This is a genomic window from Methylotenera sp., from assembly GCF_013141425.1.
GTDB lineage: Bacteria > Pseudomonadota > Gammaproteobacteria > Burkholderiales > Methylophilaceae > Methylotenera.
This window is the reverse complement of record NZ_JABFRA010000075.1, coordinates 1-3,684: the sequence shown is the minus strand read 5'-3', so window position 1 is coordinate 3,684 and position 3,684 is coordinate 1. Positions and strand designations below refer to the sequence as shown.

The following is a 3,684-nucleotide window of genomic DNA, read 5'->3' as shown; positions in this document are numbered from 1 at the left end:
TGTAATGCGTAACGTTACGGATGTCAATATAATTAAGCTTGTCGTTGAAGCGGCAAAATTGAGGCCGTCTCTTTAATGCCAAATTGTGCCGTGATGTAATCCGTAATTTTTTGCATAGGTACTCGTAAACGCTCAACGTCTGTGATGATAAAAGAAGAATTAGGTAATACCTCGGAAATTAGGCAATTTTTTGTTAAATTTCAAAAATATTTATATCAACCAAGTGGTGAAGTTTTTTAATTTCATTTTGTTCATTTATTTATGATATTCACGTAACGTGAACCTTGGAATTGTGTGAACAGAAGTTGTTGGCTATATATTTATACATATATCGTGTTTGCGGTTTCTTTTACAATGAACCTAGGCATTAAACATGTGTCCAAAGGTGAGAGTGAAAAAAATGTTTCACTTTTTTATTAAGCAAAGGATATTGAATGAAATTTACACATTTAGTTACGATGGCGGCTTTGGCGCTGGGTTTATCGCAACTTGCTTATGCAAATCATGACGTTGCGGATGGCAAACATTGTGAGCACAAACACGGCGTACATGACGCTGATACCAATAAAGACGGCGCGATTAGCCATGACGAATTTAATGCGGCGCATCAAGCCCAAGCAGACAAGATGTTTACGACAATGGATGCGAATAAAGACGGCAAAATCGACCAAGCCGAGCGTGATGCAATTAAGGCCAATATGAAAGACCACTGTACAAGGAAAGGCCATAAAAAACCTGCACCAGATAGCGTAGCGAAGTAGCTTTTACGAATAGTGAACAAAAAGCCGCATTTGATGATGTGGCTTTTTTATTTTTAAATGTTTGTTCTTTAATATTAGGAATTCGCGATGACCAAGACTTATCAAGTGTTAATTACTGGCGCTAATCGAGGCATCGGCTTGGAATTTACCAAACAATATGCGCAAGATGGCTGGAACGTGCTAGCTTGTTGCCGCAATATGCTAGCGGCAACTGCGCTACAGGCTTTAGCAACATCGCATGCCAATATTCAAGTTTATAGTTTGGATGTAGCGGATTTTGCCCAGATTGACGCGCTGGCTTTGCAGCTTAAAGATGAAAAGATTGATGTGTTGATTAACAATGCGGGGGTTTATCCAGAGAGTAGTTTGACAGATGCTGATACAAGTGATTGGCTGGACGCGTTTAGAATAAATACTATTGCGCCACTAAAAATTGCCACAGCGTTTACCCCGCATATGGCAAATAGTCAGCTTAAAAAACTGGCGACACTTTCTAGCAAAATGGGTAGTTTAGACGACAATACCAGCGGCGGTAGTTACATTTATCGCAGTACAAAAGCTGCAGTAAATATGGTGATGAAGAGCCTGTCAATTGACCTGAAACCAACAGGCATTGCCGTGGTAACATTGCACCCTGGTTGGGTACTTACCGACATGGGAGGTAGTAATGCGCTGATCGACACACAAACCAGCGTGGCGGGCTTGCGCAAGGTGATTGCGAATTTGAATATTAGCAATTCGGGGAAATTTATTGCTTATGATGGCAAAGAGATTGCTTGGTAATTTAGCACTTCAGGGCTGAATCGCCTTAAACGGCACGCGCTCTTCTAACTCGCTAGTGTAAGCGGCGATGCCCTGCGATTCTTTTTCAACAAAATCTTGTATCGCCAACGCAAAGTCTGGGTGCGCAATTTTATGGAACGAGCAAGTGGGACGTGGCTTGAAGCCACGCGCTAATTTATGTTCACCCTGCGCGCCACCTTCAAAATATTGAATTTTTTCTGCAATGCAAAATTCTTGGGCTTGATAATAACAAAGCTCAAAGTGCAAATTCGGCACATAGCGCAAACTGCCCCAGTAACGCCCATACAACGTGGTTTGGTGGTAAATATTCAGTGCAGCGGCAATCGGCTCACCTTCTAAATACGCCAATACCAGCAAAATATTCTGCGGCAGCGTTTGGCCAATTTCTTCAAAAAAAGCCGGTGTTAAATACGGCGTTGAGTGATGTTCAAGGTAGGTGTTTTCATAACATTCATAAAAAAAACGCCATTGCTCTAGCGTAATATCCGCACCTTTGATGCACTTGCAAACCACACCAGAAGCCGTTACTTTTTTACGCTCTTGATGAATTTTTTTGCGTTTATCGTGACTGAGCGTGCTTAAAAAATCTTCAAAATCTGTAAAGTTATTATTTTGCCACCTAAATTGCACACCGTTGCGTTGCAACCAACCCGACTGTTTAAATGCAGTCACAGAAGATTCATCTGGGAAAAGCACGTGCGCAGAGGATAGCTGATGTTTGTGCAGGGTTTCAGTAAGCGCTTCTACCATCAACGCCTGAATTTGTAGGTTATCGGTAAGTAACCTCTGGCTAGAAATGGGCGTAAACGGAATAGCAGAAAGTAATTTAGGATAATAATTGATGCCATTGCGTTGATAGGCTTCGGCCCACGCCCAATCAAACACATATTCGCCATAAGAATGGCTTTTAACATACAGTGGCATGGCGCCAACCAACTTGCTATCGTCATGCACCAGCATCGGGCAAGGTTGCCAGCCCGTGCCTTTACCCACAGAACCTGAACTTTCAAGCGCACTTAAAAATGCGTAACTGAGCAAGGGCATATCACCAACTAGGGTATCCCAGCTTATAGAATCAACTGTTTGAATACTATCGGAAATTTCTATTATCAAACCCATTATTAACGATTCTTAAATTTGATTTAATAGACTTTAACTGAAAAAACGTTCAGGTATATATCTATTGTGCTGACTTGGCATTACTCGGGACTAGTTACAAATACCATACATCGAAAGTGAGGCATTCAAATTTAGGTCAAATTTGATTCAAACTAAATTTGATACACTAAAATGTGCGTTTTTTTGAGCTGGTAGCAGTTTGTTTATTATTCGACTTATTGCCAGTTGGTTGTGGCTTTTGCGCCTCAAGTGCGGCCTCTGCGGCTTGCAGTTTTTGGAGTTGAAGTTGTGCCTCTGCGAATCTTCTGCGCTCTTGAATTTTAGCTTGTGCATCGACAAGTTCATCTAGCGAGATGACATTATCCTGATTCATGTCAATTTGACTAAAAAGTCTAGCGACTTGTGGTAATTTTTCTGTAGCTTCTTGTCTATCAATCGTGCCATCGCTATCGTTATCCGCATTAAAAAAACGGGCTTCGATACTTTCACGCATAGCGAGTCGACGCGCCTCAATTTGATCATGATCTTGATCGACAGCTCTAGCGAATTCATCCAAGGCTTTGCGTAACTTCTCCCGGCTTTCTGGACTAAAGTTAAGATTTAACGTCTGCTGCAATCCTTCGCTGGAAGTTTCATCGTCGACAACAGGTTTGTAAGCATCCGCATTGACTAGCGTTGCCCTACCTCCAGCAGACACATTAAAAGTCATGCCCAAGCCTATACAGCCTATACACAAGGTTAGACATGAATGCTTGGCAAATAAAGTATGTTTAGAACTTAGTTTAATCAATGCATTAGCTTTTAATAAGATTGGACAAATTAAGACGCATAATCATGAAGCAGGATTGTAAATCGATTGTTTCAACATGAATTCAAATTGTAAATAATTGTAAAGTAGCATCAATCAAACAATTCGGCTTAACATTTTTATTTAAAAAATTTCACAATAGTTTTTTGCTTATAAATTTACGGTATTAAAATCAACAGCATCATTTTAAAA

4 protein-coding genes are annotated in these 3,684 nt (G+C 40.6%); 2 read left to right on the top strand and 2 right to left on the bottom strand.

Going from position 1 to position 3,684, the window contains the following annotated elements; all coding sequences use genetic code 11:
- Positions 1 to 434 precede the first annotated feature (434 nt).
- Positions 435 to 761: an EF-hand domain-containing protein gene (locus tag HOO90_RS06580; protein WP_292841138.1), complete on the top strand. Its 327-nt coding sequence runs from the start codon at positions 435 to 437 to the stop codon at positions 759 to 761.
- A gap of 87 nt (positions 762 to 848) precedes the next feature.
- Entirely contained in the window at positions 849 to 1,544 is a 696-nt protein-coding gene (locus tag HOO90_RS06575; protein ID WP_292841135.1) for an SDR family oxidoreductase, read from the top strand.
- 9 nt (positions 1,545 to 1,553) lie between these two features.
- On the opposite strand, the gene HOO90_RS06570 is transcribed toward HOO90_RS06575, so the two are convergent.
- Together HOO90_RS06570 and HOO90_RS06565 are read right to left on the bottom strand one after the other, a co-directional pair.
- Entirely contained in the window at positions 1,554 to 2,684 is a 1,131-nt protein-coding gene (locus HOO90_RS06570; RefSeq protein WP_292841132.1) for a GNAT family N-acetyltransferase, read from the bottom strand.
- Positions 2,685 to 2,850: 166 nt separating this feature from the next.
- Complete coding sequence (locus tag HOO90_RS06565) at positions 2,851 to 3,393, bottom strand: EF-hand domain-containing protein (RefSeq protein ID WP_292841129.1); 543 nt, start codon at positions 3,391 to 3,393, stop codon at positions 2,851 to 2,853.
- Between the last annotated feature and the right edge of the window lie 291 nt (positions 3,394 to 3,684).